A 16,729-nucleotide genomic window follows, 5' to 3' on the forward strand; every position below is an offset into this window, starting at 1 on the left:
GAACCGGCAGGCCGGAAAGGGTGGTTAACCATTCCGCCATTCTTCGTTCACCCAAGCGCCCCCATACGGCAAAGACGAATGCCGGAGCCGCACCTAACGTCTCCTGAGTGGTTAAGCTCTCCGTCATCGTGCCGTTCTACAACGTGCAGACATACGCGCCCGACACCCTGAGAAGTCTCGCGGCCAATGCCCGTGAGGACTTCGAATTCCTTCTCGTCGACGACTGCTCGCGCGACGGGACGCCGCAGATTCTGGAGCGCGCCGAGCGTGAGCTGCCGGGTGCCCGGCTGCTGCGGCACGAACAGAACGGCGGCCTGGCCACCGCCCGGAACACCGGGCTGGACGCGGCCCGCGGCGAATACATCACTTTCCTGGACGGCGACGACTGGCTCGCGCCCGGTTATTACCAGGAACTCCTCGCCGCGATCGAAGCCCTGGGGTGCGATTTCGTCCGCACCGACCACGTGCAGTGCACCGCACGCGCACGCTCCGTGCACCGCGTGCCGTACGGCCGCCGCAACGTCGTCCTCGACCCGCGCGAGCTGATCCTGCCCGCCGACCGCTCCACCTCGGTGGACTACGCGTTCGCCTGGGCCGGGATGTACCACCGGCGGCTGCTGGACGACGGGGTGCTGCACTTCCGTCACGGGCTGCGCACGGCCGAGGACCGGCCGTGGATCTGGCGGCTGCACCGCGAGGCGGAGTCGATGGCGGTGCTCGGGATGCTGGGCGTGTTCTACCGGCGCGGCGTGGCCTCGTCGCTGACCCAGATCGGCGACGTCCGCCAGCTGGACTTCATCCGCGCATTCGACCAGGTCATCGAGGAGACGGCCAAGGACCGGGACGCCGCGGTGCTGCTGCCGAAGGCGGTCCGGACGTATTGCGCGATCATTTCCCACCACCTCGGTTCGATCGACCGTTTCGAGCCGCAGGTGGCCCGTAAATTGCGTTCGATGAGTGCCGCGGCATTGAAGCGAATGCCGCAGGACGTATTGAAGGAAGCCCTCGATTCCATGGATGTACAGCGCGCTTCCCGGCTGCGTCGGCTCCGCCGCAAGCCGGTTCCGGCGGAGGTGGCCGCCTGATGTCCGCCGCCGGATTCTCCCCGCGGTCCACCGGGCCGCGTACGCAGATCTTCTTCGCGTCCACGCTGTACGGCGCCGCCACGCTGGCCGCCGCCCTGGACGCCGACCGCTTCGAGCCGGCCGGCCGCCGGATCCTGCTGGTCAGCAATAACGCCGCCATCCCGGAGACCACCCCGGCGCTGGACACGATGCCGGGCTTCGAGCGGCTGCGCGGCCGCTTCGACGAGGTGCGGTCCTGGAACGAGGCGATCAGCCCGTTCCACCCCGGCGGCTGGTCCCCGCGCGGCGACGACGCCCCCCTGTGGGAGCGCCACCTCCGCCTCCTCTGGGAGCTCGGAGACGCGCCGATCGAGCTGATCGTCGAGTCCATCCAGGTCAACCCGGCCCTGGCCCTCTGCCAGATCTTCCAGGGCGCGCCGGTCGAGGTCTACGCCGACGGCCTGATGAGCTACGGCCCCACCCGCTCCAAGCTCGACCCGCTGGTCGGCACGCGCATCCGGCGGCTGCTCCACCTGGACCTCGTACCCGGCCTGAAGCCGCTGCTCCTCACCGAGTTCGGTGTGCCCGCCGAGACCGTGCCGACCGAGCCGTTCCTGGCAGTGCTCACGGAGCTGGCCGAGGAGGCGGAGCGGACCGCGCGCCGTACGGGCGAGGCGTCCGTACCGGCCGAGGGCGGTGCCCTGCTGCTGGGCCAGTACCTCTCCGCGCTCTCCATCCTCACCCCCGAGGAAGAGGAGGAGCTGCACGTCCAGATGTTGCGCGGGGCCGTGGACCTGGGCCACCGTCAGGTGGTCTTCAAGCCGCACCCGACCGCGCCCGCGCGCTGGTCGCGCGTCCTGGAGCAGGAGGCGGAGCGGCTGGGCGCGGAGCTGACCGTGCTGGACACGCCGCAGCTCGCCGAGGTCCTCTACCAGCGCATCAAGCCGGCCCTCGTCGTCGGCTGCTTCTCCACCGCGCTGCTGACCGCCACCGCGTTCTACGGCCTGCCCGCGGCCCGCATCGGCACGGACCTGCTGCTGGAGCGCCTCGCGCCGTACCAGAACAGCAACCGCGTCCCGGTCACGATCGTCGACGCGCTGCTGCCCCCGCTGACCGACGCGACCGCGGTGGCCCGCTGGACGCCGCCCACCGAGGGCGAGGTCGCGCGCGACCTGACCGGTCTGATCAAGGCCGTCGGCTACGCGATGCAGCACCAGATCTACCCGAACCTCCGCCCGGCGGCCGAGCGTTACCTCTCGGCCCATCTGGACGACACCACCTGGCGCTACTTCAAGCGCCGCCGGCTCACTGCCCTGGCGCTGCCGGGCGGCGTCCCGGTCCAGCTGGCGTTCATCCCGCGCAATCCCACGGTGCGGAAGGTCGCCCGGCGGGCCCGGTCCGTGCAGCGCCGGCTGAAGAAGCGGGCCGCGTTCGGATGACGACCGCACCGGCTCCCCCCACGCTCCCCCGCACCACGGGAGCGCCTGTACCTGTCGTTCCTTCTCGCGGAGCCGGCCCCACCCGGCTGCGCGCCCTGGACGGACTGCGGCTGCTCGCCGCCCTGATGGTCGCCGCGTACCACTACGGCGGCCGGGACGGCGAGATCGGTGACGCCTGGGGCAGTTCGCCCGCGTACCAATTCCCGACCGCGTCGGGCTACTTCGCGTACGGCTGCCTCGGCGTCCAGATCTTCTTCGTCATCAGCGGCTTCGTGATCTGCATGAGCGGCTGGGGCAGACCGCTCCGGGCGTTCTTCGCCTCCCGCGTCTCCCGCCTCTTCCCGGCCTACTGGGCCGCGGTCATCCTGGTCACGGTCGTCTTCGCCCTCCCCTGGGTGGCGTACGAGGCCGTCTCCCCGACCGACGCCCTGACCAACCTCACGATGCTGCAGATGCCACTCGGCGTGGACCGCGTCCTCGGCGTCTGCTGGACCCTCTGGGCCGAGATGCGCTTCTACGCGCTCTTCGCACTCTGCGTCGTCCTGCCGGGCGCCACCCGCAGCCGCGTCGTCCTCTTCTGCGCGGGCTGGACCCTGGCGGCGGTCATCGCCGAGGCGGCGAACAACTCCGTCCTCGACATCGTCCTGATGCCCGAGTACGCACCGTTCTTCATCGGCGGCATCGGCTTCTACCTGATCCACCGCTACGGCAGCCGGGACACCGCCGGCTGGGCGATCGTCGCCGTCAGCTGGCTCCTCGGCCAGCACTACGCGGTCACCCGCCTCTGGCACCCGGCGGACATGCCCGACGCCTTCTCCTACCGCCCCTCCCTCGGCATCGTCGCCGTCATCACCCTCGGCTACCTGCTGATCGCAGCCATTGCCCTGGGCAAACTCCGCTGGGCGAACTGGCGCTGGCTGACCGTCGCGGGCGCGCTGACCTACCCCTTCTACCTGATACACGAACACCTGGGCTGGGTCGCCGTACACCTCTTCCACCAGAGCCTCGGCCTCCCGGCCGCCGCCACGTTCCCCCTGGTCCTGGCCCTGATGCTCGCCCTGGCCTGGTGCCTGTACCGCTTCGTGGAGCGCCCGCTGACGCCTCGGCTGAAGCGGGCGATCATGGGGTGACGCGCGGCACCGCCGCCTCGATCCCCGCCACGACGATCCGCAGGCCGGTTTCGAAGCTGTGGTCGAAGTCGCCGAACATCTCCCGGCCCGCGAGTGCCGCGAGCGGATATCGGTCCGCCAGCCGGCGCTCGCGGTCCGCGAGGTCGTATGCCGGGTCGCGGGCCTCGGGGGCGCGGTCCTCCGGCGCCCCCGGCTCGGGGAAGACCGACTGCTCCTCGATGACCAGGCCGATCGTGAAGTTGTACGCGGTCCACCAGGCGCGCGCCGCGTCGCCGAGCGCGAAGCCGGCGTCCGTCAGCTCCCGCAGGAAGTCGTCCATCGGCCCGGCGTAGCTGTCGTCCGTCATCCGGGTACCGGAGAAGACCTTGCCGCCGTCCCGGTACCGCAGCAGCGTGCGGCGCAGCCCGCGGCAGGACGCGGTCAGCGACTCCTGCCAGGACGAGCCACGACCACCCGCCCGGCCGCCGGGGAATTCCGCCCGCATCCGCCGGAACATCTCCGTGGCCATCTCGTCGAGCAGTTCCTGCTTGTTCTTGAAGTGCCAGTACAGGGCCGGGGCCTGGACGTTCAGCTCCTTCGCGATGCGGCGCAGGGTGAGCCCGTCCAGGCCCACGTCGTTCAGCAGCCGCAGGGCGGTGTCCACCACCAGTGTCCGGTCCAGTCGCGTCGCCATGTTGACAACTTAACACCGTTAAGCGCATCCTCGGCACGAGGGGCATTTAACGGCGTTAAGGAACGGGGATCCGAAGATGACCATGGCCATGACCGTGGACGTGGAAGTACTGGTCGCCGGGGCCGGGCCGACCGGGCTGGCGCTCGGGATCGATCTGGCCCGGCGCGGTGTGCGGGCGCTGGTCGTCGAGCGGCAGGACCGGCTCTCGCCCGGGGCCCGCGGGACCGGGCTGCAGCCGCGTACCCAGGAGGTGTACGACGACCTCGGCGTGCTCGCGGCCGTGCGCGCCGCGGGCGGCCCGTACCCGCCCATGGCGACCTGGCGGGACGGCCGGAAGACGGACGTCTTCGAGATGGTCGAGCGGGTGGCGCCGACGCCGCACACGCCCTACGCGGACACGCTGATGATCCCGCAGTGGCGCAACCTGGAGCTGCTGCACGGCCGGCTGGCGGAGCTGGGCGGCGCGGTGGCGTTCGGCACCGAACTGACGGCCATCGGCCAGGACGCGGCCGGCGTCACCGCCGAGCTGACCTCGGCCGCCGACGGCACGACCCGCACCGTGCGCGCCGCGTACCTGGTCGGCGCCGACGGCGGCCGCAGCGTCGTCCGGCGGCACCTGGGCGTCCCGATGAGCGGCCCGGACCTGGAGCCGGGCGCCGCGCTCCTCACGGACCTGCGCATCGACGGCCTGGACCGGGACCACTGGCACCGTTTCCCGCAGCCGCACGGCGGCTTCGTGATGCTGCTGCCACTCGCCGGAACGGACCACTTCCAGTGCATGGTGGCGCCCTCCGACGCCGCCACCCCGGACACCGGCCCCGAGGCCGTACGCGCCACCGTCGCGGACCGCACCCACCTGACCACCGACCAGATCCGCGAGGTGCTGTGGACCTCGGTCTTCCGGCCCCGCGCGGGCATGGCCGAACGGTTCCGCGACGGCCGGATCTTCCTGGCCGGGGACGCCGCGCACATCCACTCCCCCGCCGGCGGCCAGGGCCTGAACACCAGCGTCCAGGACGCCTACAACCTCGGCTGGAAGCTCGGCCAGGTACTGCGGCACGGCGCGCCCGACGCGCTGCTGGACACGTACGGGACCGAACGGCTGCCCGTCGCCGCCGGCATCCTGGAGACCAGCACCCGGCTGCACCGCTCGGGCTCCCTGCGCCGCGGCCGCGACCTGCACCAACTCACCCTGCACTACCGCGAGTCACCGTTGACCGCCGACCACCGCGCCGGCCTCGCCCCGAACGCCCTGCAAGCCGGCGACCGCGCCCCGAACGCCCCCTGCGCGACCCCCGACGGCACCCCCTCCCACCTCTTCGACGCCTTCCGCGGCCCCCACTTCACACTCCTCGCCCTCGGCGACACGGAACTGCCCCGGCCCGCCGACGAGTGGTCCGGACACGTCCACACGTACCGCGTGGGCGGCCGCACCCCCGACCTGACGGACCCCGAGGGCCACGCCCAACAGGCGTACGGGGAGGGCCTGTTCCTCGTCCGGCCGGACGGCTACGTGGCGGTGGCGGCGGCCGAGCCCGGACCGGTCACCGCCGAACTGTCCCGCTACTTCCCGCCCAGCGGGGCGGCGCGGGCGGCCTGAGGCGCCCGGTGAGTCAGGGCTGCTGGTCGGCCTGCACGTATGCCGCGGGCAGGAGAGCGCGGAGGGGGGGGCGCGGGGCTCGTCGGACGGGCCGAGGATGACGGTGAGGTCCGGGTAGTAGTCCAGCAGGACCTGGCGGCAGCGGCCGCAGGGCGGGAGGATGCCGCGGTTCTCGTCGGCGACCGCGACGATCTGGCGGAGGTCGTACGCGCCCTGGGCGGCCGCGGCGCCCATGACGACCAGTTCGGCGCAGGGGCCGCCAGTGAAGTGGTAGACGTTCAGGCCGGTGACGATGCGGCCGTCGGCGGTGCGGGCGGCCGCCGCCACGGTGTGGTCATCGCCGCGTGCGTGGGCCGCTACGGCTTCCTCAGCAGCGCGTACCAGGGCGTGGTCGACCAGTACGCCGCTGTCGACCGGTACGTCGTCGTGCGTGGACATGGGGTCGCCTCTCGTACGGGAAGGGCCGTACGGACGCTACCCGTCCGTACGGCCCTTCCGCGATGGCATTTCCCGTGCCGGGCTGCCGGGTTACCGGGCTACCCGGCTACAACACCAGCGACAGCAGCAGTACGAAGATGATCGAGACGACGGAGATGACCGTCTCCATCAGGGACCAGGTCTTGACCGTCTGGCCGACGTTCATCCCGAAGTACTCCTTCACCAGCCAGAAGCCCGCGTCGTTGACGTGGCTGAAGAAGAGGGAGCCGGCGCCGACGGCGAGGACCATGAGTGCCGCGTGGGTGGTGCTCATGTCGGCGGCGAGCGGGGCGACGAGGCCGGCCGCGGAGACCGTGGCGACCGTCGCGGAGCCGGTCGCGAGGCGGATGGCGACCGCGATCAGCCAGGCCAGCAGCAGTGCCGGCAGGCCCCAGTCCTTGGACATGTCCAGGATCATGTCGCCGACGCCGACGTCGACCAGGGTCTGCTTGAAGCCGCCGCCCGCGCCGACGATCAGCAGGATGCCGGCGATCGGGGCGAGGGACTTCTCCACTGTCGAGGAAAGCCGGCCGGCGCTGAAGCCCGCGGCCCTGCCCAGGGTGAACATGCCGACCAGGACCGCGGCCAGCAGGGCGACCAGCGGCGAGCCGATGACGTCGAAGACGCGCTGCACGTGCTGCTCGGGGTCGTCGACGACGATGTCGACCAGGGCCTTGGCGAGCATCAGGACGACCGGCAGCAGGACGGTGGAGAGCGTCGCGGCGAAGCTGGGGCGCTTCTCCAGCTCCTCGGAGGGACGCTGGGGGATCATCTTCTCCGGCGGCGCGATGTCCACCCAGCGGGAGGCGAAGCGGGCGAAGACCGGGCCGGCCAGGATCGCGGTCGGGATAGCGACGATCACGCCGAGGCCGAGGGTGACGCCCAGGTTGGCCTTGATCGCGTCGATGGCGACGAGCGGGCCGGGGTGCGGCGGGATCAGCCCGTGCATCACGGAGAGGCCGGCCAGCGCCGGGATGCCGATCCGCATCAGGGAGAAGTTGCCGCGCTTGGCGACCAGCAGCACGACCGGGATCAGCAGCACGATGCCGACCTCGAAGAAGAGCGGCAGGCCGACGATCGCGGCGATCAGGACCATCGCCCAGGGCATCATCCGCCGGCTGGACTTGGCGAGGATGGTGTCGACGATCTGGTCGGCGCCGCCGGAGTCGGCGAGCAGCTTGCCGAGGATCGCGCCGAGCGCGATCAGTACGCCCACGCCCGCGACGGTCGAGCCGAGGCCGTTGGTGAAGCTGGTGATCGCCTTGTCCAGCGGCGCGCCCGCCACCGCACCGAGCACCAGCGAGCCGATGGTCAGTGACAGGAAGGCGTGCAGCTTAAATCTGGTGATGAGAAGGACGATGACGGCGATGCCGACGAGCACGGAGATGCCCAGCTGCGCGTTGCCGGCCGAGGTGATCGGCTCGACCGCGTCCGCTGCCATCATCTCGACGCTGAGATGGGTCACGGCTTTTCCTTCGGTTGGAGCCCGGTCTGGCGATCGGAGCTCGTGGGTACGGCTCGGGACCGGACCCCGGGGGAAGGGGCCGGTTCAGAGCTCGGGGGTGCGGCTCCTGATCAGAGCTCGGTGGTGGCCGGAGAGGTGCCCTCGTCGAGCTGCCGCAGCGCGGCGACGGCCCGCTCGGTGATCTCTTCGGGGGTCCCGGCGACGTCCACCGCCACGCCCCGCTCGTCGTCGCCGAGCGGCTGCAGGGTGGCGAACTGGGAGTCGAGGAGCGCGGTGGGCATGAAGTGCCCCTTGCGCTCGGCCATGCGGCCCGCGATCAGCTCGCGCGAGCCGGTGAGGTGCAGGAAGACGATGCCGGGGGCCTCGGCCCGCAGCCGGTCGCGGTAGGCCCGCTTGAGCGCGGAGCTGCTGACCACACCGCCCTTGCCGGCCCGGCCGTGCGCCCAGGCGCCGATGGCGTCGAGCCAGGGCCAGCGGTCGGCGTCGTCGAGGGGGGTGCCGGCGGACATCTTGGCGATGTTGGCCGGGGGATGGAAGTCGTCTCCCTCGGCGTACGGGACATCCAGCGCATCAGCGACGAGCGGTCCGATCGTCGTCTTGCCGGTGCCGGCGACTCCCATCACGACGATGACATGGGGGGTGCTCATCGCGGTCTACCTCGCTCTTCGTCCTCATTGACTTGGCGTGTCGAGTCACCTGAGTGGCTCGAATGCATCGCTCCACTGAAACGCATTAGGTACGACGTATTCAAGAGTCTGTGACACAAACGTCATACTTATTATTCCCGGGAGCCGGGAACGTAGGCTTATCCCATGGAGAACACGGGGCAGGGGCTGCATGCCAGAGTGCTGGAGTCCCTCGGGCCGGAGATCACCGCGGGCGAGCACTCCCCGGGCACGGTGCTCCGCACCGATGAGCTGGCCCAGCGCTTCGACGTCTCCCGTACGGTCATCCGCGAGGCGATCCGGGTCCTGGAGTCGATGCACCTGGTCGAGTCCCGGCGCCGGGTGGGCGTGACCGTACGCCCCACCGAGGAGTGGAACGTCTTCGATCCGCGGGTCATCCGCTGGCGGCTGGCCGGCGCCGACCGGCCCCGCCAGCTCCGCTCGCTCACCGTGCTGCGCTGCGCCATCGAGCCGGCCGCGGCGGGCCTGGCCGCCCGGCACGCCACGCCCGATCAGTGCGCGGCGCTCACCGAGCACGCCATGGGCATGGTCGCCACGTCACGCGGCCAGCAGCTGGAGGCGTACCTCGTCCATGACACGGCCTTCCACCGGACCCTGCTCACGGCCTCGGGCAATGAGATGTTCGCCCGGCTCAACGACGTCGTGGCGGCGATCCTGACCGGCCGCACCCACCACCACGTGATGTTCACCGACCCGGACCCGGCGGCGGTCACGCTGCACGTCCAGGTCGCGGAGGCGGTACGCACGGGCGACGCGGCCCGCGCGGAGGAACTGACGCGTGAGATCACCGTCGGCGCGATGGCCGAGCTGGACATCCTCGCGCCGTAAGCGCCGCCGGCCCGTACGGGCTCAGAACAGCGGCTGCTGCCCCGGGAACGGCGGCTCCTCCGGGTCGAACAGCTTCTCCGCCGGCGCCATCATGGGCGCCATCCGCCGCGAGCCGGGACACGAGATCAGTTCGAGCCCCGTACGCCGCCCGGGCGGATCGTGCCGGGCGAACCGCCCGCCGACCACGGCGATCTCTCTGGTGCAGACGGGGCAGGTGCGGCGGGGTGACGACATGCACCTAGTTTGACGCAGGGCGCGGACAGCGGTCCGCGCCCCTGTGCTCAGTACGCGAAGAAACGCGTCAGCAGAACGTCTCCAGTCGCTCAGAACGCGTCCGTCGGGACGTAAGCGCCCCAGACCTCGCGCAGCGTGTTGCAGACCTCGCCGACCGTCGCCTTGGCCTTCAGCGCGTCCTTCATCGGGTACAGGACGTTGTCCGTGCCCTCGGCGGCCTTCTTCAGGTCGGCCAGCGCCGCGTCCACCGCGGCCTGGTCCCGCTCGGCACGCAGCTTCTTCAGGCGCTCGGCCTGCTGCGCCTCGATGGCCGGGTCGACGCGGAGCGGCTCGTACGGCTCCTCCTCGTCGAGCTGGTAGCGGTTGACGCCGACCACGACGCGCTCACCCGAGTCGGTCTCCTGGGCGATGCGGTACGCGCTGCGCTCGATCTCGTTCTTCTGGAAGCCGTGCTCGATGGCGGACACGGCGCCGCCCAGCTCCTCGACCTTGCCCATCAGTTCGACGGCCGCGGCCTCGACGTCGTCGGTCATCTTCTCGACGACGTAAGAACCGGCGAACGGGTCGACGGTGGCCGTCACGTCCGTCTCGTACGCCAGCACCTGCTGCGTACGGAGCGCCAGTCGCGCGGACTTGTCGGTCGGCAGCGCGATGGCCTCGTCGAAGGAGTTGGTGTGCAGCGACTGCGTGCCGCCGAGGACCGCACCGAGGCCCTGGATGGCGACGCGGACGAGGTTGACCTCGGGCTGCTGGGCCGTGAGCTGCACGCCCGCGGTCTGGGTGTGGAAGCGCAGCATCAGCGACTTGGGGTTCTTCGCGCCGAACTCCTCCTTCATCACCCGGGCCCAGATCCGGCGCGCGGCACGGAACTTGGCGACCTCTTCGAGGATGGTGGTGCGGGCGACGAAGAAGAAGGAGAGGCGGGGCGCGAAGTCGTCGACGTCCATGCCGGCCGCGACGGCGGTCCGTACGTACTCGATGCCGTCCGCGAGGGTGAAGGCGATCTCCTGCGCGGGCGAGGCGCCGGCCTCGGCCATGTGGTAGCCGGAGATCGAGATGGTGTTCCACTTCGGGATCTCGGCCTTGCAGTACTTGAAGATGTCGGCGATCAGGCGGAGCGAGGGCTTGGGCGGGAAGATGTACGTCCCGCGCGCGATGTACTCCTTGAGGACATCGTTCTGGATGGTGCCGGTGAGCTTCGCCGGGTCCACGCCCTGCTCCTCGCCGACGAGTTGGTACAGGAGCAGCAGCAGGGCACCGGGCGCGTTGATGGTCATCGAGGTGGAGACCTTGTCCAGCGGGATGCCGCCGAAGAGCACCCGCATGTCCTCGATGGAGTCGATCGCCACGCCGACCTTGCCGACCTCGCCGCTGGCGATCGGCGCGTCGGAGTCGTGACCCATCTGGGTCGGCAGGTCGAAGGCGACGGACAGGCCCATCGTGCCGTTCGCGATGAGCTGCTTATACCGGGCGTTCGACTCGGCGGCCGTACCGAATCCGGCGTACTGGCGCATCGTCCAGGGGCGTCCCGTGTACATCGTCGGGTACACGCCACGGGTGTACGGGTAGGCGCCGGGCTCACCCAGCTTCTCCGCCGGGTCCCAGTCGCCGAGGGCGTCCGGACCGTAAACGGGCTCGATGGGCAATCCGCTCTCGGTGTGTCGAGAGCTGCCGGACTCGCGCGCCATGGTGCCTGCCTCCCGCTGTGCTACTGCTCAGTAGTGAAGTGCCTTCGCGACGGACTGTAGCGGCGACCGTGCGCCCCGTGGAGGGGCGCAGCCTAGGACCTTGCTCACAGCATGGCCGCAGGTTCGGCGGCCCGCAGCGCCGGGAAGTATGGGGAGGGGCGGGTGAGACCACAGGGGTGGGATATGCGTCGCAGCAGAGCCTTCCGTACGACGCTGACGGGCACGCTGGCGCTGGCGGCCGCGCTGTCGGTGACTACCGGCTGCAAGGAGGTGCGGGTCCGGATCGACGACGGCAAGGGCGCCGGGCATGCCGCCCCGGCGCCGAGCGCATCCCTCCCGACGGCGCCGACGGCACCGGCCGCGCCGTCCTCGACGCGCGCGCCCGCTACCCGCCCGCCGGCGACGCACCCGAAGCCGGTGCTCGCACCGGGGGCCCGCAGTGAGCGGGTGCGTGAACTACAGGCGCGGCTGCGGCAGTTGAAGCACTTCGACCGGAATCCGACCGGGTACTACGGATCCGTTACGGCCGCTGCCGTCACGGCCTTCCAGCGTGAGCAAGGGCTTCCCCGGACCGGCAGTGTGGACGAGGCGACGCTGAGCGCCCTCCGGGTGCGGACACAGCGGCCGACGCGCGACGAGCTGTATCCGCCCACCACCCGGCCGGTCGCGGCGCCCGACAAGCGGTGCCTGACGGGCCGGGTGATCTGCATCAGCAAGACGAGTGACACGCTGGCCTGGATGGTTGACGGCAAGGTCGTCTCGGCGATGGACGTGCGCTTCGGCTCGCAGTACACCCCCACCCGCGAAGGCACCTTCGGCATCACCTTCAAGAGCCGCCACCATGTCTCGACGATCTACGACACGCCCATGCCGTACGCGATGTTCTTCAGCGGCGGCCAGGCGATCCACTACTCCAGCGACTTCGCGGCCCGCGGCTACGCCGGCGCCTCGCACGGCTGCGTCAACGTCCGCGACAAGAAGAAGATCGCCGCCCTGTTCCAGCAGGTCAGACCGGGGACGAAGGTCGTCATATACAAGTAACCCGTCACACAGCAACCATCAATTGAGCAACCCCCACGGCGCCCAGCCACATCCGCGAGAGCGGCGGCGGTTTAGCCGCAAAGAAGGGGCGCGAGCGGGGCCGGGGGAACGTGCCCCGCTCGCGCCGAACGCGCGGTGCCGTAGGTACGGGGGGAACCCCGGCTCCCGCGCAGCCGATGACCAGTCGGCTTCAGTACGTACAGCGTCACGCGCTCCAAAAACGTCACACCGGATGGTCAGGAGGGGTGTCAGCCGACCGGGGACGGTGTGGTGGAGGGGGCCGGCGCGGTAGTGGCCGGAGCCGTCGTGGGGCTCGGGGAAGTGGTAGGGGCGGCGGCTGGGTGGCTTTCGTCGTCACCCGTCTTAGTGTCGTCGCCCGACTCCTGGTCGCCGGAGTCGTTGCCGCCTGTGGCGGGGGCGTCCGAGGAGTCTCCGTCGTTTCCGCCGCCGGTGAGGCCGGTGTCGGGGGTGGGGGCCGAGCCGCCTGCGCCCTCCGTGACGCCGTTCTTCTGCAGGTACTGGTGGCAGAAGGTGTGGAGTTTTTCTGCGCCGCCCATGGTGCGTTCCAGGCGTTGGCGGTCCTTGGGCGGGGTGCGGCCTGCTTCGTAGTCGCGGCAGAGGGCCAGTGCCGCTGCGCGGCGCTTTGTCTTGTCGGTGTTCAGGTCGCCGGCTCCGGGGGTGAGCTGCGGGAGCGGGGCCTTCGAGGTGTGGTCGGTGCCCTCTCGGCCGGGGGTCGATCTGCCGTGTGATGCGCCGGGGGATTCGGGCGTGGCGGGCTTCGAGGAGTGCGGGGTCGCGTCGGGGGACTTCGCGGTGTCGTCCGAGGCGTCCGCTTCGGGGGCCCGGCTCTCCAGGAGGCTGGGGGTGGCGGCCTTCGTGACGCTCGGGGACGGGCCTGCGTGGCCGCCCTGGAAGGGAGTGGGGAGGACGCCCGTACTGGCGGCCACCGCGACGCCGCCGAGCGCGCAGCCGGCGAGGGCGACGGCGAGGCCGCGCCGGAACGGGCGGCCGAAGCGAGCGCCTTCAGCGGTGCGGGACGCGCCTCCGCCGGGCACGGACCGCACCACGGGTATGCCGTCCTCCGCGGCGGCCCGCGCCGCGCCGCCGGCCGCGGCAGTGTCGCGCGTAGACCTTCCCGACGAAACCTGGCGGAACGCGGCGACCGCGGCCTCCTCGCCGGGCAGCGGGGCGTCCGCCGACGGGACCGCGCGGGCCACGGCGGCGGCGCTCAGCAGGTCGTTCAGTTCGTCCGCGCCGAAGCCGTCGCCGGCATCGACCCGTTCGCCGCGCAGCAAATTCTCCGCGGCGTTCTTGTCGAGCCAGCTGTACCGGTCGTCGGCCATCACATGTCCTTCTGCGTCCGTGCGGCCGTTTCCGTCACACCTGGTGCATACGATTCCGTTCCGCCGGTCCGGCATCCGCGGCGCGGGAAGGGCACCCCTCCCACGGGCCCGCCGGCCGGCCTGCTCCCTGGTACAGGACGGTCCGGAAGTCCTTCCGGTTGCTCCGGCACGGCCCCTTCACGGGGGGCCTGATCGTCGTCACGGTCGGTGATCAGCTCGGCGAGCCGGCGCAGCCCGCGGTGGGCGGCCGTACGGACCGCGCCCGGGCGCTTGCCGAGCACCCCGGCCGCGCTCTTGGCGTCCAGCCCGACGACCACGCGCAGCACGACCGCCTCGGCCTGGTCCTGCGGGAGCTGGCCGATCAGCCGGAACGCGCGTCCCGTACCGAGCGACTCCAGGGCCTCGCCGACCGTGTCGGACGGGCCCGGCTTCTCGGTGAGCTCGCTCTCGTCGCCGCCGATGGCCGGGCGGCGGCCGCGCATACGGATGTGGTCGAGCGCGCGGTTCCTGGCGATGCGGGCCGCCCAGCCGCGGAAGCGGTCGGCGTCGCCGCTGAAGCGGGCGAGGTCCCGGGTGATCTGCAGCCAGGCTTCGGAGGCGACGTCCTCGGCGTCCGCTTCGCCCACCAAGGTCCGTACATATCCCAGAAGACGGGGATGTACGGCCCGGTAGACGGTACGGAAGGCCGTCTCGTCACCGTCCTGTGCCGCCTGTACGGCGACCGTCAACCGGCTGTCGTCCGGCTGAGTGTCGTCCCCTTGCACGGGTCCATCCTGTCGCACGCGGAGCATCCGCCGCCCGGTCGTTGCTGCCTACGTCTGCTGCCGGCGTCCGGCTACCGCAGGTAAAGGAACATCTTCTGGCGCCGACGGTATCCCGTGGTGCCCCCTACGCCGAAGTAAGTACGCCTGGCGGCCGTCCACCGGGCCCGCAGGGCCGCCGCAGGACGCGTGGCAAGCGCACCGACCGGCGCGGACCTGCACGTTACGGGCATCGGCCGCTCTGCGTCCAGAGTCGCCGGGATGTGGGCGTCCGTACGGCGCGTGACGCCACTGTGACGCTTTTGGACCCGGTGGCGCTGTAGAGAGTGAGGGCCCGCGCGGCCCTCCCTCGAACGACGGCCGGGGCCTCTCCTGTGGGGGGTGGCGGCCCCGGCCGTCCCCCTTTTGTTCTTTACTTCTTCACCTTGGGCGAGTGCTGCGCCTTGTGCGGGGGCTTCGCCTTGGGCCCGTGGTGCGCCTTCTGCGGCGGCTTTCCCTTGTGCGGGCGCTGCGTCGCCTGCTGCCCCTGGTCCCGCGCCTCCCCCTTCGGGGATTTCGGGGGCTTCTTGGGCTGCTGCCCCGGCTTCTGCTTCTCCTCCTGCCCCGGCTTCGGTCCCGGCTTGTGTTTGCCGTGGTGGTCGTGCTTGCCCGGTGCTCCGGTCTCCGGAGGGGTTTCCGGGGAGGGCTCCGGGGGGCGGAGAAGGGGGACGGTCGGGCGCGCGGGCAGGGTCGGGCGGCCGGACGGGGGTACGGCGTGGCCGGGTGCCGAGGGGGACGGGGCGGGGCGGTCCGGGGTGCTGTCGAACGTACCGATCGAGGCCACCGCCACGCCGCCCAGCATCACCGACGCCAGCAGCGCGCCGACCGCGGCGCGTACCGGCAATCCGGTACGCCTCGGGCGCCGGTCGCCCCACGGCAGGGCACCCCGCAGCCGGCCGGGCCGGTGCCGGACGTCAGCCGACGCCCGTGCCTCCTGGGCGGCGCGGAATGCGGCGACCGCCCGCTCTTCCCCCTCGGGGGTGGGGGCCGAGCCGGCGCGTACCGCGGTGCCGAGCAGTTCGGCGAGCTCGGAGAGGTCGCCCGTGTCGTCTTCTCCGGACGCCGCACCGGCGTTCCTGGAACCGCCGCCCATGCGTGGCTTCCTCACCTTCGCCTCATGTCCTTCGTTCCGCTTCGTTCTTCCCGTTCCGCCGCACGCCCATCTGCTCCGCCAGCCGCTGCAGCCCGCGGTGCGCCGACGTGCGGACGGCGCCGGGCCGCTTGCCGAGGACCCGGGCGGCGGCCGGGCCGTCGAGGCCGACCACGACGCGCAGCAGTACAGCCTCGCCCTGGTCGCGCGGGAGTCCCGCGATCAGGTCCAGCACCCGCTCGGTCGAGAGCGTCTCCAGGGCCTGCTCGGAGGTGCTGTGCGGGCCCGGGAGCTCGACCAGGTCCGGCTCGAACGCGGCAGCGCGCGGCCGTACCTTCTGCCGGCGCAGCAGGTCCAGCGCCCGGTGCCGGGCGATGGTCGCGGTCCAGCCGCGGAAGCCGGCGCCGTCCCCGCTGAACCGCCCGAGGTCGCGGGCGATCTCCAGCCACGCCTCGGCGGCCACGTCCTCGGCCTCGTCGCCGACGAGGCCGCGCAGATAGCCCAGCAGCCCCGGCTGCACCAGGCGGTACGCGGCCGCGAAGGCGGCCTCGTCGCCCTGCTGCGCCCGTGTCACCGCCGCGCCCAGCTCCCCGTCGTGCGCCTGCACCCGACGGGGTTCCCCTCCCCGGCCCAACCCCGTTGTCCCCTTCTCGGCGGATCCGCGGCGGCCGCCGCGCGGCACGGATCAGGGCATCTGCGCCTCCAGAGTCATCAGCGTCGAAGCGGACGGAAATGTCACAGTGCCGCCCCCGCGCGACCCCGGCCGTGCAGCTGGAGGTAGAAGGTCAGCAGCGAGTCCTCGGGGCCGAATTCGAAGCGGTTCGCCACCCGGCCCAGCGGATTCCACACCCGGCCGTCGGGCATCCGCACGCCGACCGGCTGCTCGAAGTACGCACGCTGCGCCTCGTCCAGGTCGACCCACACGGCGCCGGCCTGCCGGACCAGCACCTCGCCGACGTACGCGCCGAGCCCGAAGAGCGCGTCCGCGGGCCGGGCCCGCCCGGTACCGCCCTTGCGCAGCCCGTCGACCAGGAAGTCGGCGACCCGCAGGCTGGCCACGGTGTAGTCGAGCGGCAGCCGGTTCCGCACCGTCACGCGGGCGACGAACGCCGCCGCCCGGCCGCGCATCTCCGCCGCCGGCACCTGTCTCGCGGCCTCGTCCATCTGCTCC

16 protein-coding genes and 1 pseudogene are annotated in these 16,729 nt (G+C 71.6%); 6 read left to right on the forward strand and 11 right to left on the reverse strand.

Features of this window, described 5'->3' with window-relative positions; genetic code table 11:
- The first annotated feature begins 107 nt into the window (after positions 1 to 107).
- From IF04_RS0110925 to IF04_RS0110935, 3 genes are read left to right on the forward strand one after another with little or no spacing between them, the layout of a single operon-like run.
- Positions 108 to 1,085, forward strand: a complete 978-nt coding sequence (locus tag IF04_RS0110925; protein ID WP_030254085.1) for a glycosyltransferase family 2 protein — start codon at positions 108 to 110, stop codon at positions 1,083 to 1,085.
- On the forward strand, positions 1,085 to 2,503 hold the full coding sequence (locus tag IF04_RS0110930) for an alpha-2,8-polysialyltransferase family protein (protein ID WP_030254087.1): 1,419 nt from the start codon (positions 1,085 to 1,087) through the stop codon (positions 2,501 to 2,503). Before IF04_RS0110925 ends, IF04_RS0110930 begins: the two co-directional genes overlap by 1 nt.
- Positions 2,500 to 3,633, forward strand: a complete 1,134-nt coding sequence (locus IF04_RS0110935; protein WP_037959100.1) for an acyltransferase family protein — start codon at positions 2,500 to 2,502, stop codon at positions 3,631 to 3,633. The genes IF04_RS0110930 and IF04_RS0110935 overlap by 4 nt, the downstream gene beginning before the upstream one ends.
- On the opposite strand, the gene IF04_RS0110940 is transcribed toward IF04_RS0110935, so the two are convergent.
- Entirely contained in the window at positions 3,623 to 4,306 is a 684-nt protein-coding gene (locus IF04_RS0110940) for a TetR/AcrR family transcriptional regulator C-terminal domain-containing protein (protein ID WP_030254089.1), read from the reverse strand. The genes IF04_RS0110935 and IF04_RS0110940 overlap by 11 nt on opposite strands.
- A gap of 76 nt (positions 4,307 to 4,382) precedes the next feature.
- Between IF04_RS0110940 and IF04_RS0110945 the strand changes: the two genes are divergently transcribed.
- Positions 4,383 to 5,906, forward strand: a complete 1,524-nt coding sequence (locus IF04_RS0110945; protein WP_030254091.1) for an FAD-dependent monooxygenase — start codon at positions 4,383 to 4,385, stop codon at positions 5,904 to 5,906.
- Between the two features lie 13 nt (positions 5,907 to 5,919).
- On the opposite strand, the pseudogene IF04_RS37275 reads toward IF04_RS0110945, so the two are convergent.
- The 3 genes and pseudogenes from IF04_RS37275 to IF04_RS0110955 form a co-directional block, all read right to left on the reverse strand.
- Positions 5,920 to 6,344, reverse strand: a pseudogene (locus tag IF04_RS37275) (cytidine deaminase family protein).
- Between the two features lie 106 nt (positions 6,345 to 6,450).
- Positions 6,451 to 7,848: a GntT/GntP/DsdX family permease gene (locus IF04_RS0110950; protein WP_030254093.1), complete on the reverse strand. Its 1,398-nt coding sequence runs from the start codon at positions 7,846 to 7,848 to the stop codon at positions 6,451 to 6,453.
- A gap of 110 nt (positions 7,849 to 7,958) precedes the next feature.
- A complete protein-coding gene (locus IF04_RS0110955) occupies positions 7,959 to 8,495 on the reverse strand; it encodes a gluconokinase (RefSeq protein ID WP_030254095.1) in 537 nt (178 codons plus the stop codon).
- Between the two features lie 165 nt (positions 8,496 to 8,660).
- Between IF04_RS0110955 and IF04_RS0110960 the strand changes: the two genes are divergently transcribed.
- Positions 8,661 to 9,362, forward strand: a complete 702-nt coding sequence (locus tag IF04_RS0110960) for a FadR/GntR family transcriptional regulator (protein WP_030254098.1) — start codon at positions 8,661 to 8,663, stop codon at positions 9,360 to 9,362.
- Between the two features lie 21 nt (positions 9,363 to 9,383).
- On the opposite strand, the gene IF04_RS0110965 is transcribed toward IF04_RS0110960, so the two are convergent.
- Positions 9,384 to 9,596, reverse strand: coding sequence for a hypothetical protein (locus IF04_RS0110965; RefSeq protein WP_030254100.1), 213 nt, complete (start codon positions 9,594 to 9,596; stop codon positions 9,384 to 9,386).
- An 89-nt stretch (positions 9,597 to 9,685) separates the two neighbouring features.
- Positions 9,686 to 11,284 (reverse strand): acyl-CoA mutase large subunit family protein, encoded by a 1,599-nt coding sequence (locus IF04_RS0110970; protein ID WP_030254102.1) that lies wholly within the window; start codon positions 11,282 to 11,284, stop codon positions 9,686 to 9,688.
- 183 nt (positions 11,285 to 11,467) lie between these two features.
- Here IF04_RS0110970 and IF04_RS0110975 point away from each other — a divergent pair, with 183 nt between their 5' ends.
- The gene (locus tag IF04_RS0110975; RefSeq protein ID WP_030254104.1) at positions 11,468 to 12,325 is read left to right on the forward strand and encodes a L,D-transpeptidase family protein; all 858 of its coding nucleotides are present in this window, start codon (positions 11,468 to 11,470) and stop codon (positions 12,323 to 12,325) included.
- Positions 12,326 to 12,573: 248 nt separating this feature from the next.
- Here the strand turns inward: IF04_RS0110975 and IF04_RS0110980 are convergent, their stop codons facing one another.
- The 5 genes from IF04_RS0110980 to IF04_RS0111000 form a co-directional block, all read right to left on the reverse strand.
- The gene (locus tag IF04_RS0110980) at positions 12,574 to 13,668 is read right to left on the reverse strand and encodes a serine/threonine-protein kinase (RefSeq protein WP_030254106.1); all 1,095 of its coding nucleotides are present in this window, start codon (positions 13,666 to 13,668) and stop codon (positions 12,574 to 12,576) included.
- Positions 13,668 to 14,432: an RNA polymerase sigma factor gene (locus IF04_RS0110985; protein WP_030254109.1), complete on the reverse strand. Its 765-nt coding sequence runs from the start codon at positions 14,430 to 14,432 to the stop codon at positions 13,668 to 13,670. Before IF04_RS0110985 ends, IF04_RS0110980 begins: the two co-directional genes overlap by 1 nt.
- Before the next feature lie 409 nt (positions 14,433 to 14,841).
- Positions 14,842 to 15,576, reverse strand: a complete 735-nt coding sequence (locus IF04_RS36570) for a hypothetical protein (RefSeq protein WP_157847637.1) — start codon at positions 15,574 to 15,576, stop codon at positions 14,842 to 14,844.
- A 7-nt stretch (positions 15,577 to 15,583) separates the two neighbouring features.
- Positions 15,584 to 16,192 carry an RNA polymerase sigma factor gene (locus IF04_RS0110995; protein WP_078600160.1) on the reverse strand — a complete coding sequence of 203 codons (609 nt, stop codon included), beginning with the start codon at positions 16,190 to 16,192 and terminating at the stop codon, positions 15,584 to 15,586.
- A gap of 101 nt (positions 16,193 to 16,293) precedes the next feature.
- A complete protein-coding gene (locus IF04_RS0111000) occupies positions 16,294 to 16,722 on the reverse strand; it encodes a hypothetical protein (protein ID WP_030254116.1) in 429 nt (142 codons plus the stop codon).
- Positions 16,723 to 16,729 lie beyond the last annotated feature (7 nt).

The sequence above is a fragment of the Streptomyces violens genome (genome assembly GCF_000717745.1).
Lineage (GTDB): Bacteria > Actinomycetota > Actinomycetes > Streptomycetales > Streptomycetaceae > Streptomyces > Streptomyces violens.